Annotated in this window: 22 protein-coding genes; 5 read left to right on the top strand and 17 right to left on the bottom strand. The window is 37.7% G+C overall.

Features of this window, described 5'->3' with window-relative positions; all coding sequences use genetic code 11:
* The first annotated feature begins 55 nt into the window (after nt 1-55).
* Nucleotides 56-658, top strand: a complete 603-nt coding sequence (locus tag ACFSR3_RS14785) for a hypothetical protein (RefSeq protein ID WP_379822063.1) — start codon at nt 56-58, stop codon at nt 656-658.
* 4 nt (nt 659-662) lie between these two features.
* Here ACFSR3_RS14785 and ACFSR3_RS14780 read toward each other — a convergent pair whose 3' ends face one another.
* Together ACFSR3_RS14780 and ACFSR3_RS14775 are read right to left on the bottom strand one after the other, a co-directional pair.
* Nucleotides 663-1391: a YdcF family protein gene (locus ACFSR3_RS14780; RefSeq protein WP_379822060.1), complete on the bottom strand. Its 729-nt coding sequence runs from the start codon at nt 1389-1391 to the stop codon at nt 663-665.
* A gap of 127 nt (nt 1392-1518) precedes the next feature.
* Nucleotides 1519-5451, bottom strand: a complete 3933-nt coding sequence (locus ACFSR3_RS14775) for a choice-of-anchor I family protein (RefSeq protein WP_379822058.1) — start codon at nt 5449-5451, stop codon at nt 1519-1521.
* A gap of 250 nt (nt 5452-5701) precedes the next feature.
* Here ACFSR3_RS14775 and ACFSR3_RS14770 point away from each other — a divergent pair, with 250 nt between their 5' ends.
* On the top strand, nt 5702-6256 hold the full coding sequence (locus tag ACFSR3_RS14770) for a Crp/Fnr family transcriptional regulator (RefSeq protein WP_379822056.1): 555 nt from the start codon (nt 5702-5704) through the stop codon (nt 6254-6256).
* A 39-nt stretch (nt 6257-6295) separates the two neighbouring features.
* Here ACFSR3_RS14770 and ACFSR3_RS14765 read toward each other — a convergent pair whose 3' ends face one another.
* Complete coding sequence (locus ACFSR3_RS14765) at nt 6296-6628, bottom strand: winged helix-turn-helix transcriptional regulator (protein WP_379822054.1); 333 nt, start codon at nt 6626-6628, stop codon at nt 6296-6298.
* 117 nt (nt 6629-6745) lie between these two features.
* On the opposite strand from ACFSR3_RS14765, the gene ACFSR3_RS14760 reads away from it, so the two are divergent.
* Nucleotides 6746-7111, top strand: coding sequence for a hypothetical protein (locus ACFSR3_RS14760; RefSeq protein ID WP_379822052.1), 366 nt, complete (start codon nt 6746-6748; stop codon nt 7109-7111).
* Between the two features lie 48 nt (nt 7112-7159).
* Here the strand turns inward: ACFSR3_RS14760 and tpiA are convergent, their stop codons facing one another.
* The 5 genes from tpiA to ACFSR3_RS14735 form a co-directional block, all read right to left on the bottom strand.
* Nucleotides 7160-7912 carry a triose-phosphate isomerase gene (tpiA, locus tag ACFSR3_RS14755; protein ID WP_379822051.1) on the bottom strand — a complete coding sequence of 251 codons (753 nt, stop codon included), beginning with the start codon at nt 7910-7912 and terminating at the stop codon, nt 7160-7162.
* Nucleotides 7912-8412 carry a TlpA family protein disulfide reductase gene (locus ACFSR3_RS14750; protein WP_379822049.1) on the bottom strand — a complete coding sequence of 167 codons (501 nt, stop codon included), beginning with the start codon at nt 8410-8412 and terminating at the stop codon, nt 7912-7914. The genes tpiA and ACFSR3_RS14750 overlap by 1 nt, the downstream gene beginning before the upstream one ends.
* Nucleotides 8413-8631: 219 nt before the next feature.
* Nucleotides 8632-9708: an ABC transporter permease gene (locus ACFSR3_RS14745; RefSeq protein ID WP_379822048.1), complete on the bottom strand. Its 1077-nt coding sequence runs from the start codon at nt 9706-9708 to the stop codon at nt 8632-8634.
* Between the two features lie 93 nt (nt 9709-9801).
* A complete protein-coding gene (locus ACFSR3_RS14740; RefSeq protein ID WP_379822047.1) occupies nt 9802-10893 on the bottom strand; it encodes a MauE/DoxX family redox-associated membrane protein in 1092 nt (363 codons plus the stop codon).
* 58 nt (nt 10894-10951) lie between these two features.
* Nucleotides 10952-11494 carry a DUF1599 domain-containing protein gene (locus ACFSR3_RS14735; protein WP_169522043.1) on the bottom strand — a complete coding sequence of 181 codons (543 nt, stop codon included), beginning with the start codon at nt 11492-11494 and terminating at the stop codon, nt 10952-10954.
* Nucleotides 11495-11578: 84 nt separating this feature from the next.
* Here ACFSR3_RS14735 and folP point away from each other — a divergent pair, with 84 nt between their 5' ends.
* Nucleotides 11579-12403, top strand: a complete 825-nt coding sequence (gene folP, locus ACFSR3_RS14730; protein WP_379822045.1) for a dihydropteroate synthase — start codon at nt 11579-11581, stop codon at nt 12401-12403.
* 55 nt (nt 12404-12458) lie between these two features.
* On the opposite strand, the gene rlmH is transcribed toward folP, so the two are convergent.
* The 9 genes from rlmH to rpsF all read right to left on the bottom strand — a co-directional run bounded on the left by rlmH (nt 12459) and on the right by rpsF (nt 19765).
* The gene (gene rlmH / locus ACFSR3_RS14725; RefSeq protein WP_379822044.1) at nt 12459-12932 is read right to left on the bottom strand and encodes a 23S rRNA (pseudouridine(1915)-N(3))-methyltransferase RlmH; all 474 of its coding nucleotides are present in this window, start codon (nt 12930-12932) and stop codon (nt 12459-12461) included.
* Between the two features lie 46 nt (nt 12933-12978).
* Complete coding sequence (locus ACFSR3_RS14720) at nt 12979-13986, bottom strand: hypothetical protein (RefSeq protein WP_379822042.1); 1008 nt, start codon at nt 13984-13986, stop codon at nt 12979-12981.
* A gap of 2 nt (nt 13987-13988) precedes the next feature.
* The gene (locus tag ACFSR3_RS14715) at nt 13989-15437 is read right to left on the bottom strand and encodes an MBOAT family O-acyltransferase (protein WP_379822041.1); all 1449 of its coding nucleotides are present in this window, start codon (nt 15435-15437) and stop codon (nt 13989-13991) included.
* Nucleotides 15438-15484: 47 nt separating this feature from the next.
* Nucleotides 15485-15943 carry a hypothetical protein gene (locus ACFSR3_RS14710; RefSeq protein ID WP_379822040.1) on the bottom strand — a complete coding sequence of 153 codons (459 nt, stop codon included), beginning with the start codon at nt 15941-15943 and terminating at the stop codon, nt 15485-15487.
* A gap of 34 nt (nt 15944-15977) precedes the next feature.
* Nucleotides 15978-17981: an NAD-dependent DNA ligase LigA gene (gene ligA, locus ACFSR3_RS14705; protein ID WP_379822038.1), complete on the bottom strand. Its 2004-nt coding sequence runs from the start codon at nt 17979-17981 to the stop codon at nt 15978-15980.
* Nucleotides 17982-18081: 100 nt separating this feature from the next.
* Nucleotides 18082-18549 (bottom strand): DUF6495 family protein, encoded by a 468-nt coding sequence (locus ACFSR3_RS14700; protein ID WP_379822036.1) that lies wholly within the window; start codon nt 18547-18549, stop codon nt 18082-18084.
* A 113-nt stretch (nt 18550-18662) separates the two neighbouring features.
* Nucleotides 18663-19109, bottom strand: a complete 447-nt coding sequence (gene rplI / locus ACFSR3_RS14695) for a 50S ribosomal protein L9 (protein WP_114759311.1) — start codon at nt 19107-19109, stop codon at nt 18663-18665.
* Between the two features lie 15 nt (nt 19110-19124).
* Nucleotides 19125-19421 carry a 30S ribosomal protein S18 gene (gene rpsR, locus ACFSR3_RS14690; protein WP_020211613.1) on the bottom strand — a complete coding sequence of 99 codons (297 nt, stop codon included), beginning with the start codon at nt 19419-19421 and terminating at the stop codon, nt 19125-19127.
* 2 nt (nt 19422-19423) lie between these two features.
* Complete coding sequence (gene rpsF / locus ACFSR3_RS14685) at nt 19424-19765, bottom strand: 30S ribosomal protein S6 (protein ID WP_114759312.1); 342 nt, start codon at nt 19763-19765, stop codon at nt 19424-19426.
* A 175-nt stretch (nt 19766-19940) separates the two neighbouring features.
* Between rpsF and ACFSR3_RS14680 the strand changes: the two genes are divergently transcribed.
* Nucleotides 19941-20633: a LytR/AlgR family response regulator transcription factor gene (locus ACFSR3_RS14680; RefSeq protein WP_114759313.1), complete on the top strand. Its 693-nt coding sequence runs from the start codon at nt 19941-19943 to the stop codon at nt 20631-20633.
* Nucleotides 20634-20672 lie beyond the last annotated feature (39 nt).

Below are 20672 nucleotides of genomic sequence, written 5' to 3'. Positions count from 1 at the left end.
CCCCTGACAAAGTCAGGGGTATTTTTTTATATATTTATCAGATAATTCCAACACCATGAAAAACATATTCGGATTATTTTTATTGTTGTTACTGTCATTAGGTCACGGATCATTTGCTCAAACTTATAAATGCGGCTGGTATGGTAAGAAAACCATAGAGGAGAGAAATAAGATATTTCCGTTCGATAAAGCGGTAAAAATTAGTCTCATATCTTTTCACGGAAGGATGCATGGAATTGTAAATGAAGAGGATAATAAAAATTCAAATGTTTCGATAAAAATTTTGAAAACCCAAGGTATTCTTTTAGATACTGTTGACTGGTCATATAAAATAGTAGAAGAGATTCTGCTTGATAAAAAAAGTATAAATGCACTGAGTAATATACTTATTAATTATACGCTTAAGAAAATACCCAGAGGAAATTTTCCTGTAGAAATAGCTAACTGCTATACACCGAGAAACGCAATTCTTTTTTTTGATGAAAAAAATGAAGTACTCTGTTATTATGAAATGTGTTTTGAATGTGGAGGAACTGTTATGAAACCTGATCCTGCAGGTTTGGATAAATATTCTGATATACGTGAATGTCAGGAAAGATTAAATGTCCTTAAAGATTTTTTCAGAAAAAGAGGAATAAAGTATGGTGTTGATTATTGAAAAATCATTTAAACCATTTATAATACAATTGTGCACTATATTCATACATAGCTGCTTCTGTATAAAATAATTTCATAGAGGATGGCCACCAGTTGTATACTGACTCTTTCGTACCTTCTTTTATTAAAAATCCTGTAGGTGCTGCTATGGGCTTCATACCTAATTTTTCGAAAACTGCCATTGCACGGGGCATATGTGTAGCACTGGTAACTAGTATGAATTTGTTTTTGGTTCCAAAACGTTTTTTATAGACTAATGCTTCTTCATAAGTATTTCGCGGTGCGGGTAAGATAATTGTATCCTTTGGCGATACACCAAGGCTTACTGCCGCTTCACTACCTACTTTGCCTGTTGATATTTTATCATTTACTGCAAAACCCGAAAATGTGATAGGGCAGGAGGATTGTAGCTTATAGATACGAACTCCTTCAGTAACTCTTTGTAACGATTGTGCCGATAGTTTCTGGCTTGGGTAAAGGGAAGTGTCATCGGCGTGGTAATTACCCAATACAAGTACAGGAAGTCTTTCATTACCCGATGGTTTATATACCGGATAGTGCTGCTCTAAGTTATGGATAAGCCAGACAGGTAATGGAGTTACCGTAGACAGGAATAAGCAGGTAATAGTAATGATGAAGACTATTTTAGAGGTTTTCTTTTTCCTGAGTTTATGCAGTATAAATGCCGTGAGGATAAACATCCAGAAAATTGAGATTGGATTTAGATAGGTCATGGTTGGGATATTTATAGTACAAAGTACTTAAATATATTGATACAGGAAAAGCCTTAAATGTAAAAATCCTGCCTTTTTAGGGGCAGGACTTTCAATTGAAAAAATTAAAAAACACGAAACTAACACTCTATTTAACGAGTAGCTTTTTCACGATACCTTCAGATGTTTTTACCAGGTACATACCTGCTGCCATCTTAGATGTATCTATTGTAAGGGCTTGTTTAGCCGATAAGATCAGTTTTCCGCTGTAGTCATATACTTCGATATCTGCAGCACGGTTAAAGTAAGCAACACCATTTACCGATGGGTTAGGGAATACCACGAACGTTTTAGGCTCAGGGTTGAATTCTCCACCACCAAGGGTTGTAGTATCAACTTCGAAAATAGTAAGCGTACCGCTTATTTCGTTTGCTACGATAATGTAGTCTTTTCCGTCAGGGCTGTCAGCAGCCTTAATATGTGTGATGCCTTCCGGACCGTGGTCACCTGCATAAGCAGAAACACTACGGCTGTTTTTATAGTCAACAAACTTAACATCAGTTGGGTCTGTTACATCATATACCATTACACCACCAATACGCTCAAGACCTATAAAGGCAAAAGTTTTACCACCAAGTTCAGCTATGGTTACACCTTCCGGTTCCGGACCTTTAGCACGGCTACGGCTTTTTGGTGAGTTGTCTTCGTGGTCAGAGTTGAATAATGCATTGATAGAAGGTGTAAGGGCTGTATACATTTCAAAATCATCACCACTGTCAAATACGATTTCTTTAGTATCTGCATTGAAGATCGAGAACGAACGTGAACCTAAAGCGTAAATCTCTTCATAAGCAGTACCTGCTTCGTTTTTACCATCAAAAGCAGTAACTCTGAAACGACCTGCGTTGAATGATTTTTTAAGCATATCAGCATGAGGGAATGCAGTAGGATCAAGAGTGTAAGAAGAAGCTCCTATAGTTGTCCTTTCAACAAATCCTGTGTATTCTTTTTCATCACCTTCGTTAGCTGTCACTAAATAGTTAGTACCATTTACATTGTAGGTAGCTACACCATCCGGCATATAGTATGCTTTTATTGGCCAGTTGGCAATAAGTATCTCATTGTTGTTGTCAGATATATCAAAGCCGTTACCCATTGTACTTACGTCTTTAGTACCAAGAGCCCAGATGTCTGTTATACTGTTGTTGGTAAGGTTGATCTCAGCGATGGCATTGTTTTCCTGTAGAGTAACCCATGCTTTCTCAGAGTTAGCAGCTGTAGTGATATATTCCGGTTCAAAATCCTGCGACAGGGTACTCTCTTGCTTCAGTTTCCTCACACCAGAAGCAATAAGAGTTGATTCCTGCGCATTATATGCAGTAAAATATAATGTAGTAACGTTTGATTGCGTAAGGTTAGCTGCACCACCTGTAATGTCGATGATACTTACCGAACCTTCCGGGTCAATAGAATAGTCGCTGTTTGGCTGGCCTTCATTAGCAGTAAGTACTTTTGTTCCGTCAGGAGTAAAAGAGATATTGTCAGGAAGTGCACCTACAGTAACCTGATTAATGAATGTACCGTTAGTATCAAAGAATACTACCGATCCGTCAAGGTGTTCAGGGTTAGCCGGTGAAGCAACTGCAACAAGTCCGTTTTTAACCGCAACGCTGGTAACACCACCATAAACATTCATATCGATTGAAGATACTTCAGCAGGAGCGGTTGGATCAGAGAAGTTTACAATGTCAAGGTAACCTGCTACTGCACTGGTAGTGAATAGCCTTTGGCTTACAGGGTCATAAACTACAATTTCACAAGTACTGGAGTTCGCTCCTGAAGGGTCAAAGCTTCCGATATAGTTAAGCTCAATTTCCTGATTAGGAACAGGAGCTGTTCTGTCGTTATCTTTAATGTAGATAGTAGCAAATGTTTCGCCTTCGATAGCAACACCGTTAGCATTTTCAAGACTCAGTACAAAGTACTCAGCGTGTTGCTCGGCAGTCGCATCGTCAAGAATGGGAATAGCGATTGTATGTGTAAGCGGGCTTGAACCTGTAAAGGTAAGTGTCTGTGTAGCAAACGTAAAGTCTTCACCAGCTGTAGCAGTGCTAAACGGAGCAGGTTTAAGAACCACGTCTACCGATCCTGCCGCAGGGCTTTCAAGGTTGATGATGAAGTTTAACGTACCGTGATCTTCGTTCACTACGATAAAATCGTCAGCAAGTGATATTGTTGATGTATAATCGAAAGTAAAACTGTAAGAGCAAGCCATTTCAAGACCTGAAGCATCCATTACATTGTCTACTACCAGTGTGTTTTCAGAACCTGCAGCAAACGGAATAGTAAATGTAAGTGTTACAGTATTTTCGTTAAGTGTAGCTGAACCTAATCCTGCAACACCTGTATAGTTAGCCACATTGGTAGCCGATGCTGCCTCAAGTGCATTATTGAATGTAAGAACGATAGTAGTAGCTGAAGTTACAGTTGCGCTCTGTACTGTTGGAGCACCAGGGAATGCCCATGTTGGCCATGTTTGCGGAGCTGTACCACCCGCAACACCAGTCCAGTTTGCTGGGTTAAGGATAGTAGCTTTAAGGTTTGCAGGAGCACCGGTTTGAGTTCCGCTGTAGAAAGCATTAACCGTGTTTCCGTTTACGTTTGCAGCGTTAGTACTGTTGTTAAAAGCAGTAGCGCCATCAGTAAGCGCAGACGGTTTCATAGAAAGGCTTCCACCACAGTCAGTATTAGCAGTAACCCATCCGTTCGAGGTAAGAGCTGTAATATAGTTAGGATTTGCAGCAGTACCTGTATAAACAATCACCTGATCACCATTTGAGCTAAGGCCAAAGCCTGAACCTGTAAGTGTACCTGTGCTCGCTATCATTGCTGATGTCTGGATAGTGATAACTGAACCTGCAGGAACGCAGTCAGTAGCTGTCCAAATAAGACCGTTAGCACATTGTGGAGTCGCGTTCGTTGTGTATTTAGAATCGGTAATTGTAACGAAAGTACCCGGAGCGATATTTACAAATGTAAGAAGCGCTATTTCATCTTCTGTACCTGTAGCGTTCATTCTGTAAGCTGTAAAAGCCATGTCGCCTGCAACGATTGGCGACTGAACAGCGATAGTATTGAATGTAGCTGATTTTGTTTCATCTATACCGTTGTCAGCCATGTCTTCTACCGTGTTTGCTAAAAGTGCAATGTAGTATTGCTGAGCGTTAAGCAGGGCAGTTGTTGGTACAATTGTAATTGTATTGTTGGCATATGTTGCGTCAAACGGAACGATTGTTCCTGCCGCATCGTTAAGACGTAATTCTACAACAGCGTCTATGTTTGTATTGTTTATAGCAGAATTGTCGGCAAGACGGATAGGTTCATTAAAAGTAATAGTAGGATTTACCGATACTTCAATGTTCATATCATTGTTAGCTGGAGCAAAAACCGCTATGGGAGCAGCAATATCGCCACCACCTACAACATCACCGTGTACGGTAAAGTTGTCAAAACGGTTATTACCTGCTGCACCTCCGGGAAGTTGTGAGAATTCTACCTTAAGCTTAAGGTTAGCATTATTGTCTGCTGTTGTAATAGCAGTTAGATCCAGAGTAGCAAGTGTAGGATCGCCATCAACGGGTAATATTGTAGTAAGCACTATATAAGTAGCACCACCATCAGTTGAGTACGACCATGTTTGTGTACCGGCTCCTGAACCTGAACGACGGGTTGTGAAACGTGCAATGATATTTTCGTATCCTGTAGAAGGGATGGTGAATTCAAGTATACCACCTATAGGTGTATTAAAACGTAAGTGAGCCCCGGCAACATCGCCATTTTGAGCATTTAGCGTTCCAAAATTTTGTCCTGTACCCCCAGCAAAGTCGATAATACTATTATTAGGACCCGCAGTAGCAGTAATTGCAGCACCACCATTAGTTATAGTAGGTGTTGTAATAGCCGCTATTGACGCATTGTCGTTAAAGTTCCAGTAATGGAGTAGGGACTGCGCATCTGCAAACTGAACCGTAAGGCTGAATCCGGCAAGCAGCAATCCTTTTTTAATGTAGTTGTTTAGCATGGTTTTTTTTGGTTTTTTAATAGTGCTACAAAACTCTACGATATAGTTTATATTCTTATTAATAGAATAACAAGCTATTATTAAGATGACAGGAATTGAAGTTGCTTAATGGTAAATTTAAAGTTAACTGCTTAACGGTATGGTAACAATTATCCTGATAAAATAGTAACCTTTATTATATCTAAAGAAAAGTTAAAGGAGATTTTATTCTCATTAATTGTGAGTAAATTAGTTATAAAACAATTGAGCTATGCAAAAATTAATTACTTACCTGAATTCATTAGTGAGGTTTACTCCTGAAAGTTGGGAATTGATTAAACCGGTAATTATCAGGCGGACTTTTGAAAAGGGTGAATTATTATCGCAGCCTGAAGCTACAAATGACGCTCTGTATTTTGTAGAGCAAGGATACCTGCGCACTTTCGCTATTGAAGAGAGTGTTGAGGTTAATAAAGGACTTTATTTTGAAGGAGAGCTTGTAGCGGCTATTCAAGGAATAGCTATTGAGGCTTGTGAGTCTGTTACTGTATTGGTACTCGATAAAAGTACTTTTTTTGGAGATTTTGAGCTTATACCACAGCTTACCGTTTTATGGAAAAACTGCCTTAGCTTTGTAACTTCAAAAATTGAAGCGCATAACGATTTCTTTACATTGTATACGCCTTCTGAGCGTTATGAATATATCATAAAAAACAAGCCGGAACTTTTAGAAAGGGTTCAGCCGCACATATTAGCTTCGTATCTTGGAGTGCCAAACGAGACATTAAACCGTATTAAGCGAAGACGATTGCAGCTTAGTATGTAATACATAAGAAAAACGGAGCCAATCAGGTTCCGTTTTTTATTATCCGATTACTTCTTTGCGATGCTGTTTGCCCCATTTCGATAATGATTCCAGTACATTGTCTAGTGATTTTCCATGAGCAGTAATGGAATATTCAACAGTGGGCGGAAACGTATCGTATACATCCCTTTTTATCAATTTATTCGTCTCGAGAGTTTTTAGTTCTTTCGAAAGCATCTTGTCGGTAATGCCTATCTCTCTTGCAATTTCCTTAAAACGTTTGTTTCCGTTAACTAATGATACCATAATAAGGAGTTTCCATCTTCCTTCAAGTGCATCTAAGGCATCTTTAATAGCTAATATATTCTCCGGGCATCCTTCTCTTGTAAGCATTTGATCTCATTTTTACGTTACTATCTTTCAGGATAGTGCTATCCAACGGGATAGTACTATATATTGGATAGCAAATGTAAATACTTTTACCACAATTAATAATCAAAAAATATAAAGATGGTTTCAAAAACAAAACGTATAGTTTCTATTGTACTTACTTCCTTGATTGGGGTAATGCTTGTAATTGGGGGAGTAATGAAAATACTCAGGGCAGAACCCGAATCTATATTAGATCAGCTTGCTAAATATGGTTATATAGATTACCTGCCATATATTGGGGTAGGATCTTTACTTGCAGGAGGACTATTGCTATATCCAAAGACCTCTAATGTAGGTTTTCTGTTAGGTAGTTGTTATTTTGCAGGTGCAACAGCCCTGGAAATATCGGGTAAACAACCTTTGGTAGCACCGGTTTTGATTATGATATTATGGATAGGCATGTTCCTTAGAAATAAAGAAATGTTCGTGAATTCAGGAAAATAAAAAAAGCGGAACCAACTGGTTCCGCTTCTCATTTATATCTGTATCTGATTAAATAGCATTTACAATGGCAAGGAAATCATCTGCTTTAAGCGATGCTCCACCGATTAGTCCGCCGTCAACATCCGGTTTTCCGAATATCTCACGGGCGTTGTCAGCCTTAACACTACCTCCGTAAAGGATAGAAATATTTTTTGCTACGGTTTCGCTTACGTTGGTAGCGATAAGGTTACGGATGAACGCGTGCATTTCCTGAGCCTGCTCAGGTGAAGCCGTTTCTCCTGTACCGATTGCCCATACCGGCTCATAGGCCAATACGATATTACTCCAGTCGCTTTCGCTGATGTGGAATAATGCTTCTCTTAACTGAGATTCTACAAGGTTGAAGTGGTTGCCTGACTGTCTGTCAGCAAGTTCTTCACCGAAGCAGAATATAATGGTAAGATTGTGTTTAAGTGCTGTATTTACTTTTTCGGCAAGTAGGGCATTGGTTTCACCAAAATAAGCCCTTCTTTCAGAGTGGCCAAGGATAACCGTATTTACATGGATACCTTTAAGCATGCCTACAGAGATCTCTCCTGTATAAGCACCGCTTTCTGCCTGGTGCATATTTTGAGCAGCAACAATAATTCCTGTACCGTTAGTTTGTTGTACCGCAGCCTGCAGGTTAACAAAAGTAGGGGCAACTACCACTTTAGCAATGCCACCTTCCTGTTTTTTAGCGATAATTTCAGCAAGCAATGCCTGTGTCTGGGCACTGTCATTATTCATCTTCCAGTTTCCTGCAACGATTTGTTTTCTCATTATTTAAGTTTTTTTAGAATAGCGATAAGATTAGCATCGTCAGCTTCAATAGCTTTAAACAATGCAATTTTTCCATTTTTGTCAACTACCATGTAGCGTGGTATCCAGTCTAGTTTTAAGTCTCGGGCAAAGTCACCTTCTTTCATGCTTTTGCCAACGTGGTAGTTATCACCTTTAACGGCATATTTTTCAATCCCTTCTTTCCACTTTTCATCAACTCTGTCATATGAAAGGAATACATAATCAACATTTGGGAATTGTTTTTGAAGGTCGTGCACTTTCGGCATGCCTTTAATACAGTCAGGACACCATGAAGCCCAAACATCTATTACAACAGTTTTGCCTTTGTGTTTTGCAAGGACATCTTTAAAAGAAACTTCTTTTCCGTCAAGTGAAGTCATTTTAGAATCCAGGGCAGCTTTGGTAAAAGCTGTTTCCTGTGCCTGTGAGCATGAAATCATGCTGAACAGAACTATAGGTAGTAAAAGCAGTTTTTTCATTTTTATTTATTAAAGAGTAACAAATTTACAATATCACATCCAACAAATATGTGGCCAAAACGAAATATTTGCAATGCAATTATCATTAAAAGTTATTATATCGTTTTCGTATTAAGGTGAACCAGAAGGCACACAAAGTTTTATCACTATTCCGATAGCTTCGGGACACAAAGCTTTGTGTTATTAGTGTTTACATAGTGAACTTTGTGGTTAAAAAAATTATGATAATCTAATCCTCGGATCAAGATACGCATAGATAAGGTCTACAAGGATGTTTATAATTACAAAAGTAGCCGCAATCACCAGTACCGATCCCATGATAACAGGAAGGTCAAGCGTATTCAGTGCCTCCACAACTTCTTTCCCCAATCCATTCCATCCAAAGATATATTCTACAAACACTGCCCCGGCAAGCATTGAGGCAAACCATCCTGAGATAGCAGTCACAACCGGATTGAGGGCATTTTTTAACGCATGTTTACGGATAATACGAAGTTCGCTAAGTCCTTTTGCCCTTGCCGTACGAATATAATCCTGATTCAATACTTCTAGTAAAGAGTTACGCATTAGCTGTATCACAACCCCAAGGGGACGTATACCTAATACTATGGCAGGTAGTATGATATTCTTCCATTTGATGTAAGAACCCTCACCAAAATCATCAACTTCATATAAGCTGCCTGTCATATCGAGTCCGGTAACTTTATGAAGTACAAACCCGAAAACCCAGGCAAACAATATAGCCGCAAAGAACGATGGAAGGCTCATGCCCAGTGTACTTACTAATGCAATTGTTCTGTCAATCCAGGTGTCTTTATATAAAGCGGAAATGATTCCGAATATAATGCCAATTACTATAGCTATTACAATCGCAAATATGGCAAGCACTATGGTGTTAGGTAAAGTATCGCCTATAACCTGTGTTACCTTTTTACCACTTTTCTGAAAACTTTCACGCAGGTAAGGAGTTTTGATAACGGTAGTCGTACTGCCAATGGTAAACAATTTTAGCGCACTGTATTTTCCCTCTGACAAATAGGTATAATCATCAGCATTGGTACTATGAAAAGAAACAGGTGAGAGGTCGTTCAGGTAATACAGGTATTGTGTAGAAACAGGCTGATCAAAACCATACTTCTTTTTTATGAGTGCCAACTGTTCTGAATTTTCATTCTGATCCAGCATCATACGTGCCGGATCACCCGGCAGTACTGTAAACAAAAAGAATATGACAGTGATTACACCAAAAAGCGTAAGCAAAGCATATCCTGTTTTATGTAGAAAGTATCGAATCAATTTATAAAGATTTGAAAATTAATTGATTTTAAAATTTGAAAATGTTTGTTCAAAGCATCTATTATCTCAAATCTAACATCTCAGTTCTCAATACTATTTTTTAATTTCTGAATATGGCTTTTTATAAACTTTCATAAGTTCTGAAGCAACGAATTTCTTCTCATTGATGCCATCCCATTCTTTAATCTTGTTACCATTCCACAAGTAAACAATTCCAGGGGTGTCTTTGCTGTTGCCAAGTACTTTCCAAAAAGAAATGATATCAATTACCTTATATGGATATTGAGTACCTGCAAATTTGAAGAAGTCAGGTATTTTCTCTGCTTCCTCATCCATAAAGATAATTTGTACTTCAGGGAAGTCTTTATTTTTAGCTTTCATTTCTGTCAGTTGTTTTGCTGTATCCATACAGTGCTCACACCCCGGTGCAAATAATGCAACAATTTTTTTACCCTTATCTACATTTGAAAAATATGATGCATATCCCGATTTTGCAGGTTTGGGTTCATCAACAGTAACCACTTCTTTAACATCCTTCGCAGTTTCAGTAGCGACTGGTGTTTCTATTTGTGCAGGAGCCAGAGAAATTGTGTCTGTTGGAGTTTCTTCAGTAGATTCTGTTACTTCAATTGCTTCAGTACTTGGCTCAATAGCAATGTTCTGTACAGGTTTTATAGGTGCCACCATAAATATTCCTAAAATACATGCTAATGTAACTGTTGTTAGCACCCAGAAATTATTTCGGTCTGAACCTGCAGGTAACAGTTTGTATAACCAAACCAATAGTCCTACAGCGATTATGTTTTTAATAATAGCTTCAACAGGTGTCATAGGCAGCAGTTCACCAAAACAACCACAATTGCCTGCATTACCGCTGCTTAATGTTTGAATAGTAAGGTGGGTTATAAAAACTAACAAAAGCGCTATAGTTGCAGGTATTACAAAACGTTTAAGCCAGTGTGGCTGAAGTAACAGCAATCCCAAAGCGAATTCAATACCTATAAGTGTTCTTGAGAATAGAGGAGCGAAACCTTCAGAGAATCCCATCGTGTACAATTGCTTTACCTCAAATGTAGAGATTGCAAAATAGGGGGAGGGGTACATTTTGGCTACAGCCGAAATGATGAATAAAAAGGCTACAACAATGCGTATTGCTAAAGGAATATATTTTTTAAAATTGTCCATTGGTAAGAGTTTTTTCTCAAATTTAAGGCTTATGCCAATTCGATTTGTTAATGACTTGTTATTGACCGAATTTCATCAATATCAAAGCAAAAACAGCATAGTTTATCATGTCTTGGTAATTGGCATCAATACCCTCTGATACAAGGGTCTTACCTTTGTTATCTTCAATTTGCTTTACACGAAGTATCTTTTGCAGGATAAGATCAGTTAGTGAGCTCACACGCATATCCCTCCATGCTTCACCATAGTCATGGTTTTTAGCTTCCATAAGGGTTTTGGTAAGTCCCAGTTTTTCGTCATACAGTTTTGTTGCTTCTTCAACATCAAGATCCGGCTGATCGGCAACACCTCTTTCAAGGCTAATGAGGGCCATGATAGAGTAGTTGATGATACCTATGAATTCTCCGGTTTCATCTTCATCTACTTTACGTACTTCATTTTCCTGTAGACTGCGTATGCGTTGTGCTTTTATGAATATCTGATCGGTAAGCGATGGCAGGCGTAGTATGCGCCATGCACTTCCGTAATCTTTCATTTTGTTGATGTATAGTTGTCTGCAGATTGCAATTACCTTGTCGTATTCCTGGGAAGTATTACTCATTTAAGTAGTATCTTTGTATGTGAAATTTTTTCAAATGTAATAAAAAAGCCCCCTAAAGGCAAGGGTGATTTAAAAATAGAAGCTATGTTCATTAACTGTAAAGGTAAGCTTGTCGATTTATCACAACCCAAAGTAATGGGTATTCTTAACTGTACTCCCGATTCTTTTTTTGACGGTGGAAATTATAACAGCGACAGCAAATTTTTGAACCAGGCCGAAAAGTTGCTTGCCGATGGAGTCGATTTTATTGACATAGGCGCTTATTCATCAAAGCCTAATGCTGAATTCGTTTCGGAAGAGGAGGAAATAGCCCGTATGGTTCCGGCGGTAGAGTTGGTAATTAAGCATTTTCCCGATGCGCTTATCTCTGTTGATACTTTCCGTGGAGCTGTAGCTAAAGCTGCAGTAGAAAGCGGTGCAGCCATTGTAAATGATATTGCGGCAGGAATGCTGGATGATAAGATGCTGGAAACTGTAGGTCAGCTAAAAGTGCCTTATATTATGATGCATATGCGTGGTAACCCACAAACAATGGTAAAGCTGACACAGTATGAGGATATAGTGGGAGAGATGCTGTTGTATTTTTCCGAAAGGGTTGATGTGGCCCGTAAACATGGTATAGACGATATCATTATCGATCCCGGGTTTGGTTTTGCTAAGACATTGGAACAAAACTACGAAGTACTCAATAAAATGGAGCTTTTCAATATGACAGAGTTGCCTGTTTTAGCAGGTATGTCTCGAAAATCCATGATTTATAAACTACTGGATATAGCTCCTCAGGAGGCGCTTAATGGTACGACTGTTCTTAATACCATTGCTTTACAAAAAGGAGCTAAAATACTAAGGGTTCATGATGTTAAAGAAGCAGTAGAAACTGTAAAAATTGTTAATATGCTGATGCGTTGATTTGTTTATTCTTCTTGAATTTCAAATCAACAAATAACCAAATCCATAAATCAGCTTACTGATGGTGGTATGGTTCGTTTCTTAATATTGTAAATGCCCTGTATACCTGTTCTATAAAGAATAAACGCACCATTTGATGAGAGAATGTCATCGCTGAAAGTGATATTTTTCCCTGCGCTTTGCTGTATACTTCCGGACTAAATCCATAAGGTCCGCCGATAACATATACGAGTGTCTTGATACCTGAGTTCATTTTCTTTTGCAACTCTTCCGAAAACCCAACACTACTGAAGTTTTTTCCATTTTCATCTAGTAATATTAACTGATCGGTAGGAGAGAGTTTGGATAGTATCAGTTCGCCTTCCTTGTCTTTCTGCTGTGCTTCACTAAGATTTTTTACGTTCTTGATATCAGGAATTATTTCCAGTTCAAACTTTACATAAAAAGAAAGACGCTTAGTATAATCGTCAATTAATTGCTGAAGCGCTTTGTTGTCGGTTTTGCCTATGGCAAGGAGTTTAATGTTCATTTTCTTTATTGCAAAGCTGCAAAGGTAAAGAGTTTTGATATAAAACTTACTGTGTGTAAATTTCGCTCATGATTTTTGTGGCAACCTGTGGTCTGTAGTGTGACGATTCGTAATAATTTCTGTAATCATTCGTAATGTCATTAATTCCTGAAAAATCATAAACAGTTTCTTTTCCAAATAATTTTATCAGATATGCTATGTCATCTTCATTGAGTTTCTTTTGGTCATAAAGAGGGTTGATTATGATCTTATAATTTGTGCCTTGTTTCTTAAATATCGTGGCTATAGTATTAAGTAGTTCTTTTTGTCTTTCTTTAATTACCTGAGGAGCATAATTTTGAACTGTATCTCTCTTATAAAACACTTTCATGCGCTCGGGTGTATAGAATTTACCTTCTTCAATTTCTTTGTCTACAATTGTATAACGCATTTCGTTAGTGCGTTTGTCATATAAGAAATGCTCTTCATCCAGAGTAGCTTTAGTCATGTAAGGTTTAATTTTTCCTGTTATTGTGTATTCAATGTATCCCGGGAAGAATTTATAGTTATAAAAAGTTTTTAAGAACTGTAGATGAAAATTAGCGGTATTCTCATAGGAAGTTAATTGAGGAGAGATAACAAAAAGGTGTCCGTCAAGGCTTTCGCCTCTATTTAATATCATGTGATCCACAATCAATAGGACATTATTTAACTTTTCTCCTTTTGAATCAATGTATTCTATCTTTTTACAAATGCCATATATAGTTTCGGCAGAAGCATCAAAATGATAAGCTTTGCTCTCTACCGGTATATATTTTTTCCATTCATCGATGCCATAAATTATAGAGCGCGAGTTTCCGAATATAAAAGAATCATAATGCTCCGTCTTATACTGGTTGTCATATGTAGTGGTGCTTACATAATCCTTATTTAGAGGAAAACTGATTTTTTTTTCAGAGTCATAAAAGCTATCATAATGCCATATCACTTTAAACGGATCCTTCCAAACATAAAAAAGCAGCACAGCCAGCAAAGGTGTGATAAATTTGAGAAATAAGATTAATAGCTTTTTCATGATTAAAACTGAAAATATATGAATTGTTGTTCTTTGCCGCCATATAAAACGATTGCAGCAATAAGGACATAATAAAATGTCCATCGGGCCGGACGTTTCCAGTTAAGTCCAAAAGTTTTAAGAGCATGAGGTTGTTCCCTTCCAATCCATTCAATAAACAAGAAAACCAGTGTTACACCAATCAAAAGCATGGCGATCTTTTTTTCTTCAAAATCAGGCGCCAGGAAAAGAGAGCTGGAAAACAATTTTCCGATGTAGCTAAAGGCATGCGTTATGTTTTCCGACCTGAAAAATATTCTTGAAAAGGCTGTTAAACCAAATGTAATCACAATACCTGTGAACTCACGGAAAGTAGGCATTAATTTGCCTTTGGCAACTACTTCAATGTTCTTTCTATGTGTGTTTGTAAGAATGAGCGGCAAAAAGTATATAGCATTGAGCGTTCCCCAGGCTATAAATGTCCAGTTGGCTCCATGCCAAAAACCACTCAGAATGAAAACGATAAAAATATTTCGTATCATTTTAGGAGTATTGGTTTTGCTACCGCCAAGCGGAATATAAACATAGTCCCTTAACCAGCTGGATAATGAAATATGCCATCTCCTGTAAAATTCTGCGATGTCCCGGGAGAAATATGGATAAGCAAAATTGCGTAACAGATCTACTCCAAAAAGACGCGCTGTACCAATTGCAATATCCGAATAGCCTGAAAAATCGCCATACATCTGGAATGTAAAGAATAATGCTCCAAAAGCAAGACTGCTGCCATTCAGTTCGTCAGAATTATTAAATATCTGATTGGCATACTGAGCGCACTGATCGGCGATTACAACTTTTTTGAATAACCCCCAGAGTATCTGGCGGAGGCCGTCTTTCATGTTATCCAGATTAAAAACGCGTTCGCGTTTTAGCTGAGGTAGTAAGTGGGTAGCACGTTCAATAGGTCCTGCCACCAGCAAAGGGAAGAAACTCACAAAAAGTGCATAGTCTATAAAGTTTTTTTCTGCGGTAATTCTGCCTTTGTATATGTCTATAACATAGGATAATCCGTGAAAAGTATAAAATGAAATACCTACAGGCAAAATAATATTAAGAATGGTAGGATGAACCGTTAGTCCAAAGTTGGCAACTGCCTGTGCAAAGCTTTCTACAAAAAAGTTATAATATTTAAAAACTCCAAGGAACCCCAGGTTTATGAGGATGCTGAGCCAAAACCAGAATTTTTTATTTTTCAGGCTTTTGCAGTTTTCCATTTTCAATCCTGTGAAGTAATCTAATAGTGTAGAAAACATCAGTAGGAAAAGAAAACGCCAATCCCAGCACGCATAAAAAAAGTAGCTGGCTACAAAAAGAAGTATATTTTGCTTGCGAAGATTTTTAGGGCCTATCCACCAATAGAGTAAAAAAACTAATGGCAGGAAAACAGCAAATTGTATGGAGTTAAAGAGCATTTCTTTTAAAGGTTCTGAGGGTCTTAGTTTTGATATTAATGTTTTTATTATTGCTTTACAAGTGTAATGTATTTTGGTTCACATTCACCTAGTTTTACATACTCATTCATGCTATTACCATAAACCTGAATTGTTAATGTATCATTTAGAAGAATTCCACCAACATTAGGACGATCATTGTAACGCTCATCATAACTATCGTATTGCAAGCCAATAAATTCTAGCACTAACTCTTTTGGAGTTGAATTTTCCTGAAAAATTTTCACTTGACCTTTTACATTTCTTTGATTACTTGTTAAGTAATATTTGTATTCTTTTCCGGATTTAACTATATCTATATGTAAATTACATGAGGGTATTACTTCATTTTGAAATGAAATAATATTATAACTGCCTGAAATAGAATCGTTGTTTACTTTATTACTTTCCATAGCAGTTAGTTGTGGAGTTGTTTTTCCACATGAGGCTAACATTAATGATAATATAATCTTTATGTAGTCCTTCATTCCAGTTTATTTTTTGCCTCAGTATCTAAGATTCTCAGTTACTAAGCATCTCTAGAAAATCATCTTCACTGATAATCGCTACACCAAGTTGCGTTGCTTTCTCTAGTTTTGCAGGCCCCATATTATCGCCGGCTACTACATAATGTGTTTTAGAAGAAATAGAACTTCCTACTTTACCGCCGTTGTCTTCAATTGCTTTTTTAAGATCGTCACGGGAGAATTTCTCAAACACTCCTGATACCACAAAGGTTTTTCCGGCAAGTTTGTCACTCACGCTGGTATTATTATCAGCCGATTTTTCCAACTGAACACCATAACCTTTAAGGCGCTCAACGATTTTGCGGTTCTCTTCATTTTCAAAGAAAGCGATAACGCTTTGCGCTATACGTTCGCCAATCTCATCCACGAGGATAAGATCCATCAAGGATGCATTCGCCAGATTATCAATAGACTTATAATGTTTTGCCAGTTTTTTGGCTACGGTTTCACCAACATAACGGATACCTAATGCATATAGCACGCGCTCAAACGGTACTTGTTTTGATTTCTCAATACCGTCAATAAGATTCTGCGCCGACTTGTCAGCCATACGCTCTAACGGAACCACCTGTTCTTTTTTCAGGTCATATAGGTCGGCATAATTGTGAACGAGGTCAGCATTATACAGTAGGGCAACGGTTTCTCCACCAAGACCTTCAATATCCATTGCTTTACGCGAAATATAGTGTTGTGTTCGCCCGATAATTTGTGGCGGACAACCATAGAAGTTAGGGCAGTAGTGCTGCGCTTCGCCTTCTTTGCGTTCTAAAGGTGTATCGCACTCAGGGCATTTATCAATATAAATTGTCGGTGTTGAATCTTCCTGACGTTTGGTAAAATCTACAGCAATAATTTTAGGTATGATCTCACCGCCTTTTTCTACGAATACTTCATCACCAACACGAACATCGAGTTTCTCTATTTGGTCGGCATTGTGAAGCGATGCGCGTTTTACAATAGTTCCGGCAAGTTGTACCGGTTCAAGGTTGGCAACAGGTGTTATTGCTCCTGTTCTTCCTACCTGATAAGATATTGAGTTAAGGCGTGTGGTAACACGTTCTGCTTTAAATTTATAGGCAATGGCCCAACGTGGTGATTTGGCAGTGTAGCCAAGCTCATCCTGTTGGTGCAGGTCATTTACTTTGATAACTACGCCATCAGTTTCATAAGGGAGGTCATGGCGGTGTGTATCCCAATGATCTATGAATGCAAAAACATCATCCATGCTTTTGGCAAGTTCTGATTGCTTAGGTACTTTAAAACCCCATTGGCGCGCTTTCTCAAGTCCTTCAAATTGTGTTTCAAATGGCAGGTTGTTACCTACCACAAAATATAGTAAACAGTCAAGAGGGCGTTTCGCAACTTCGGCACTGTCCTGAAGTTTTAAGCTGCCCGATGCTGTATTTCTAGGGTTAGAATATGGCGTTTCACCAATTTCTATCAGCTCCTGGTTCATTTTAGCAAATCCCTCTAATGGAAGGATTATCTCGCCGCGTATTTCAAATTTTTCAGGATAATTGTTGCCTTTCAGTTTTAAAGGAACAGCTTTAATAGTTTTGATGTTGGTAGTAACCTCGTCACCCTGAAAACCGTCACCTCGGGTTACGGCTTTAGAAAGCACTCCATTTTCATAAGTAATGCTTATAGAAGCACCATCATATTTTAATTCGCAAACATATTCTACCTTATGGGTACCCAAACCTTTCTGTACGCGTTTTTCCCATTCCAGCAGTTCATCTTTAGAATAACCATTGTCAAGAGAGTACATTCGTCTTTCGTGAACAATAGTGTTGAAGTTTTTGGTTATAGCACCGCCAACACGCTGGGTAGGGGAGTTCTCGTCAAAATATTCAGGGTACTTAGCTTCAAGGATCTGTAACTCTTTGAGCTTCATATCAAACTCAAGGTCACTTATGGTAGGATTGTCTAATACGTAGTAATTATGATTGTGTTGATTAAGCTCTTCGCGCAGTGCCTGAATGGTTTCAAGGATATCCATGTATCAAATGTTTGTTTGCCCTGCTAATTTAACCAACTTTCCGAAAATCACTAGTATTATAAATGATGAATTTAAATAAAAAATCGCCCTAAGGCGATTTTTAAAACATATCTTCTATTTGTCCGTACAGTACACCGTCACTCAGTATGGCACCCTGTTCTATCAGACTGAATATTTCTGCTTTTCGGTCTTCGCCAAAGGCTTTTTTACCGCGTGTAAGATGTACTTCATCTGAGAAAATATTCTCGTTAAGCCATATCAGTCCGCTTTCGGTCATAAAGTCGGCAGGAGTGTTGTGTGCGTGTATAACGATGCTTTCCATTCCTTCCTGATCAAGTTTAAAAAGAAATATATGGTTTTTGGAATAATGCTCCAGCCATTCTGCTTTTTCCAGAACGCTGTCCCATATCATATCTGAGAAAACATCGATTTCCTGTTCGGCTACTTCGGGCTTTTCTTCTTTCAGCTTGTCCCATTCTGTTTTATCGATCTGCTGAGAAGCCAGAAAACGTACAAATTCAGGATGAAGTTCTTCCAGTTGTTGTTTGGTAAGTCTTGCGTATTTCATAGTGTAAGTTGCAAAGTTTCAAAGCGGCAAAGTTACAAAGTTCATTGTGGCTTTGAAATATGTATAAATAAAAAAGCCTTCCAAAAGGAAGGCTTTTCATATAATTCTGAAAATTACTGTTGTGCTTCAGCAACGATTTCGTAAGCAAGCTCAACGATAACATCACGGTGAAGTCTTACGTTAGCAGTATATTTACCTGTACGTTTAACTATTCCGCTAGTGATGTATTTTTTCTCGATTGGCTGACCAGCTTTCTCAAGAGCTTCAGCGATATCAGCATTGGTTACAGAACCAAATAGTTTCTCGCCACCTGCTTTAGCAGTAATTTTTATTTCAAGGGCTTTAAGAGCTTCAGCAGTTTTCTTAGCGTCATCTACTAATTTTTGCTCTTTAAAAGCACGTTGTTTTAAGTTTTCAGCTAGTATTTTTTTAGCTGTTGGAGTTGCCATAGTAGCAAATCCTTGAGGTATTAGGTAGTTACGGCCATATCCGGCTTTAACTGTAACTACATCGTCCTTAAATCCTAGATTTTGAACGTCTTGCTTAAGTATAAGTTCCATTACAATGACTCGTTTTTATTTTAATAAATCAGCCACATATGGCATTAATGCTAAATGACGTGCTCTTTTTACTGCTACAGAAACTTTTCTCTGGTATTTTAGAGAAGTACCTGTTAAACGACGAGGAAGGATTTTACCTTGCTCGTTAACGAATTTCAATAGGAAATCAGGATCTTTATAATCAACATATTTGATTCCTGATTTTTTGAAACGACAATACTTTTTAGTTTTGTTTGTCTCTATGTTTAGAGGCGTAAGATATCTGATATCTCCGTCTTTTTTGCCTTTAGCTGATTGCTCTATTGTAGACATAATTAGTTTGCTTTAGATTTTAGTTTTTCCCTTCTTCTTTCTGCCCAAGATACAGCGTGTTTGTCAAGAGCAACAGTTAAGAAACGCATAACTCTCTCGTCACGACGGAACTCAGTTTCAAATCCGATTAGGATATCAGCCGGAGCTTCAAATTGGAAAAGCGTGTAGAATCCGCTTTTTTTGTTTTGGATTTCATAAGCCAGTTTTTTAAGGCCCCAATCCTCTTTTGATACCATTTTGGCTCCACGTGAAGTAAGGTAATCTTCAAACTTACTTACTGTTTCCTTTACCTGAGTTTCAGATAAAACGGGATTCAAAATGAAAACAGTTTCATAGTGATTCATAATACAAAGTATTTATTTGTTATAAAATTGGGTGCAAAAATAGTAATTTATATTTAATGTGCAATCATAAAATTTGATTTTCCTTGTGTTAAAAAAACGGTTTTTTTTATTTATATTTGTATTCTTCCAGCCCAAAAAGAAAAAATTTACTGAACATTCTAATTAATAAAAGCCAATGAAACTAAACTGTGTTGTTGTCGATGATAGTACAATACATAGGATAACCATCGCTAAACTGGTTAATGAACACCCAGACCTTACTCTTGTGGGAGATTTTTCCAATGCGTCGGAAACCAGGAGCTGCATCCTTAATAAGAATGTAGACTTGCTTTTTCTTGATATAGAGATGCCGGTACAGAGTGGATTTGACCTGTTAGACGGCCTTAAGACAAGGCCCCAGATTATCTTTGTGTCTGCGAAATCAGATTATGCTTTAAAGGCTTTTGATTATGCAGCAGTTGATTATTTGCATAAACCTATTACAAAAGACCGCTTTAATAAAGCCGTTCAAAAGGCTATTGAAGCTGCGCAACGCAAAAAAGAAACGGTTGAAGATGATGGTGATTTTATCTTTATAAAAAGTAACCTTAAGAACTTTAAGATTTTTATATCAAAAATAAAATGGATTGAAGCTTTTGGTGACTATGTAAAGTTAAACACTGAAGATGAAACCCACCTTGTATTGTCTACTATGAAATCTTTTGAAAGTGAATTGCCTTCAGAGAAATTTTTAAGAGTACATAAATCGTTTATTATTAATATAGATAAGGTTGATCGTTTCAATAGCAAATTTGCTGAGATTGGTAATACTAAAATACCGCTCAGCCGAAATAAAAAAGAAGATTTGGCGAAAGCTCTGAATAAATAAAATAAAAAAACCGAAGTTAAATGCTTCGGTTTTTTTTAT

It is taken from the genome of Flavobacterium suzhouense, assembly GCF_042684765.1.
In the GTDB taxonomy this organism is placed as follows: Bacteria; Bacteroidota; Bacteroidia; order Flavobacteriales; family Flavobacteriaceae; genus Flavobacterium; species Flavobacterium suzhouense.
This window is presented reverse-complemented; position numbering and strand designations above follow the sequence as displayed.

Coding starts and splice junctions, on each gene's coding strand:
- ACFSR3_RS14735 (WP_169522043.1), bottom strand. CDS start 11,494: ATGAGTAATACTTCCCAGGAATACGACAAGGTAATTGCAATCTGCAGA.
- ACFSR3_RS14750 (WP_379822049.1), bottom strand. CDS start 8,412: ATGAAAAAACTGCTTTTACTACCTATAGTTCTGTTCAGCATGATTTCA.
- rpsF (WP_114759312.1), bottom strand. CDS start 19,765: ATGAATCACTATGAAACTGTTTTCATTTTGAATCCCGTTTTATCTGAA.
- rplI (WP_114759311.1), bottom strand. CDS start 19,109: ATGGAACTTATACTTAAGCAAGACGTTCAAAATCTAGGATTTAAGGAC.
- rpsR (WP_020211613.1), bottom strand. CDS start 19,421: ATGTCTACAATAGAGCAATCAGCTAAAGGCAAAAAAGACGGAGATATC.
- ACFSR3_RS14710 (WP_379822040.1), bottom strand. CDS start 15,943: ATGAAGGACTACATAAAGATTATATTATCATTAATGTTAGCCTCATGT.
- ACFSR3_RS14780 (WP_379822060.1), bottom strand. CDS start 1,391: ATGACCTATCTAAATCCAATCTCAATTTTCTGGATGTTTATCCTCACG.
- ACFSR3_RS14680 (WP_114759313.1), top strand. CDS start 19,941: ATGAAACTAAACTGTGTTGTTGTCGATGATAGTACAATACATAGGATA.
- ACFSR3_RS14760 (WP_379822052.1), top strand. CDS start 6,746: ATGGTTTCAAAAACAAAACGTATAGTTTCTATTGTACTTACTTCCTTG.
- ACFSR3_RS14740 (WP_379822047.1), bottom strand. CDS start 10,893: ATGGACAATTTTAAAAAATATATTCCTTTAGCAATACGCATTGTTGTA.
- ACFSR3_RS14785 (WP_379822063.1), top strand. CDS start 56: ATGAAAAACATATTCGGATTATTTTTATTGTTGTTACTGTCATTAGGT.
- ACFSR3_RS14700 (WP_379822036.1), bottom strand. CDS start 18,549: ATGAAATACGCAAGACTTACCAAACAACAACTGGAAGAACTTCATCCT.
- ACFSR3_RS14775 (WP_379822058.1), bottom strand. CDS start 5,451: ATGCTAAACAACTACATTAAAAAAGGATTGCTGCTTGCCGGATTCAGC.
- ACFSR3_RS14770 (WP_379822056.1), top strand. CDS start 5,702: ATGCAAAAATTAATTACTTACCTGAATTCATTAGTGAGGTTTACTCCT.
- ligA (WP_379822038.1), bottom strand. CDS start 17,981: ATGGATATCCTTGAAACCATTCAGGCACTGCGCGAAGAGCTTAATCAA.
- tpiA (WP_379822051.1), bottom strand. CDS start 7,912: ATGAGAAAACAAATCGTTGCAGGAAACTGGAAGATGAATAATGACAGT.
- rlmH (WP_379822044.1), bottom strand. CDS start 12,932: ATGAACATTAAACTCCTTGCCATAGGCAAAACCGACAACAAAGCGCTT.
- ACFSR3_RS14720 (WP_379822042.1), bottom strand. CDS start 13,986: ATGAAAAAGCTATTAATCTTATTTCTCAAATTTATCACACCTTTGCTG.
- ACFSR3_RS14715 (WP_379822041.1), bottom strand. CDS start 15,437: ATGCTCTTTAACTCCATACAATTTGCTGTTTTCCTGCCATTAGTTTTT.
- folP (WP_379822045.1), top strand. CDS start 11,579: ATGTTCATTAACTGTAAAGGTAAGCTTGTCGATTTATCACAACCCAAA.
- ACFSR3_RS14765 (WP_379822054.1), bottom strand. CDS start 6,628: ATGCTTACAAGAGAAGGATGCCCGGAGAATATATTAGCTATTAAAGAT.